Genomic DNA, 2,544 nt, shown 5'->3' with positions numbered 1-2,544 from the left:
TGCGACCTCGCGCGAGGGCGTCTTTGCCGGGGGCGACGCCGTGACGGGTGCCGCGACGGTAATTCTCGCCATGGGCGCCGGACGCACGGCGGCGCGCGCCATCGACGAATACATAAAGACACGTTAAATCCTAAAATACCACAAACATGAAAAACATCCGAATCCTGGCTGCGCTACTCGCCCTGTCCGGCATGGTATCCTGCGGCGACAACACGCCCAAGACGTTCACCGGACACATCACCGATGCGTCGATGAACACCGTAACGGTCGAAAACGCCGAGGGCACCTGCACCTTCTCGACCATGGACGCCGACAAGAGCGAGGCCAACGGCCTGCTGCTCGGGGCTCCCGTCACCGTAAATTACAGCGGCAAACTGGAGGACGGCGCCGCCGCCACGAAAGTCGCCACCGACCCCACCTATGCCGCTGCCGTCGGCAAATGGACGATGCCCGACCCGATCAACCCCGACGGCGTCATGGGCATCGAAATCCTGGTCGAGGGCGAAGCACGGTCGATCAACATGGCCACGCTGCGCTACTCCTCGTGGGAGCTGCAGGACGAAGCCGGCAAAATCCTGCTCAAAGGCGTAAGCGAAGGCTCGGGCGCGCCCATCGACTTCACCCAAACGGCCACTATCGCCAAAGACGCCGCCGGCATCTGGACGATGACCATCGAGGGCAACGGCGCAAGCTACACCAAAGCAGGCCAATAGCCTCCTGTCAATTTCATTACGCGCCATGACCAGAATCTTCCTCGGGACCCTGCTGCTCCTCTTCTCCGCCACGACGGCGGCGCAAACGCCCCGCGACTCGATTGCTTTCGCCACCGCATGCTGGCAGAGCGTCGATCTGGGCAACGGAGCCGAATGCCGCAGCGCGCAAATCGATTTGTTCGGTTCGAAGCAGAGCATCGCGACAGTCAGCTACCCGGCCTCGAAACACGCCACGCAAATCGTGCAGTTCGACGGCAAAGGCGCGAAGACGAGCGATCTGGGCAAGGCCGCCGAAGCCGGTGCAGCCATCAACGGCAGCTACTTCAACATGAAAACGTTCACGCCCATCACCTTTGTCATGGTCGACAAAAAAATCCTGGGCCGCACGTCGCCCGGCGAGTTGATGCGCACCAACGGAATCGTCGCAATCCGCGACAAACGGGGCCGCAAGGTAGACATCTTCGCCTGCGACACCGCCGAATACCCCCGTATCGCCCGGCGTTACCGCTCGGCGCTTGCCGCAGGCCCGATGCTGGTCAGCGGCGGCAAGACCGTCGAGTACGACTCCGACAACAGCTTTTACACCCGCCGCCACCCCCGCTCGCTAATTGGCAAGCGTCCCTGCGGCGAAGTGGTGCTGGTCGTCATCGACGGCCGCTCCGAAGGCGAGGCTGCCGGCGCCACGATTGCCGAAGCGGCATGCATCGCCCGCCTGCTCGGGCTCGAGGCGGCCCTCAACCTCGACGGAGGCGGATCTTCCGCACTCTGGACGGCCCGGCAGGGTGTCGTAAGCCACCCGAGCGACAACCGCCGTTTCGACCATGCGGGCGAACGCGCCGTACCGAACGGCATTGCCGTCCGGGCCGGAAAATAAGCCCGGAAAGCGGATAAACAGGCCCGAAACGCACATCCTCCGCCCGGCAGCCCCGAATCGACGCGCAAACAGCCCGACGCCCAATCCCGCTCCGACAAAAAGCGCTCGACACCGGACAACGAAAATCTTTCGCTCTGCAACACAAAAAAGCCCTGAACGTTGTTTTCAGGGCTTTTATATTTCAACCGCCAGGGCTATTTGCCGACAAGCTCCGACACCCGCTCCGCAATCAGGGCAGGCGTCACATCGAACAGGCAGCGGTAATCGCCGAAGCGGCACGGCTTGTTACCGAAGACCGAGCAGGGACGGCACTCCAGATCGGCCTGCAAAATACCGCGCGGATTGCAGCCGTAGCCGAAGAATCCCAGGCCGGGATGCGTCGCGCCCCATACCGACACGACGGGCGTCGCCACCAACGAGGCGAGGTGCATGACCAGCGAATCCATCGACACCACACAGTCCAGGTTGGCAATCAGGTCGATCTCCCCGGCCATGTCGACCCGGCCGAACAGCGCCGTGACATTGGGATAGACCCGCTCCATTTCCCGGGCGAACTCCACTTCGGCACCTCCGCCGCTGTGGATGAAAACGCGGCTGTGGCGCTCCGAGAGCAGGCGCACCGCCTCCCGGGCCAGCGGCTCGGGATAGGTCTTGCCCTGCTGGGCGGAGAAGGGTGCGAATCCGACCCACGTACCGGACTTCTCCCCCATCGGGTTGGGATGGGCGCGCCGCACGGCAGGTGCCGGATCGTCGAAAACGAACCCCAGCTTGCGGAATACGTCGCAATAACGGATGACGGTGTGTTCCAGGGGTTTCATCTCCCGGCCGCCGCCGCGGATAAAGTCTTTCTTCTCCTCACGGCCTTTTTCGATTTTCGCCACCGGAATCCCGCGCAGCCAGAGGGCCGTGCGGAACGTCACCGAGCGCAGCACGCCGTGCACGTCGGCCACGGCGTCC

3 protein-coding genes are annotated in these 2,544 nt (G+C 63.3%); 2 read left to right on the top strand and 1 reads right to left on the bottom strand.

Translation table 11 applies throughout. The annotated features are described in order from the left end of the window. The first annotated feature begins 146 nt into the window (after nucleotides 1-146). Together QZT71_RS12355 and QZT71_RS12350 are read left to right on the top strand one after the other, a co-directional pair. Nucleotides 147-713, top strand: a complete 567-nt coding sequence (locus QZT71_RS12355) for a lipocalin family protein (protein ID WP_295916656.1) — start codon at nucleotides 147-149, stop codon at nucleotides 711-713. A 25-nt stretch (nucleotides 714-738) separates the two neighbouring features. After that, entirely contained in the window at nucleotides 739-1,587 is an 849-nt protein-coding gene (locus tag QZT71_RS12350) for a phosphodiester glycosidase family protein (RefSeq protein WP_295916655.1), read from the top strand. Between the two features lie 194 nt (nucleotides 1,588-1,781). On the opposite strand, the gene QZT71_RS12345 is transcribed toward QZT71_RS12350, so the two are convergent. Continuing rightward, nucleotides 1,782-2,544, bottom strand: a 763-nt coding sequence (locus QZT71_RS12345) for a glycosyltransferase family 9 protein (protein ID WP_295916654.1), incomplete at its 5' end; no start/stop codon positions are given.

This window comes from uncultured Alistipes sp. (assembly GCF_902388705.1).
Taxonomy (GTDB): Bacteria; Bacteroidota; Bacteroidia; order Bacteroidales; family Rikenellaceae; genus Alistipes.
Note: the sequence above shows the minus strand (reverse complement) of the source record. Positions and strands in the feature narration are given on the sequence as shown.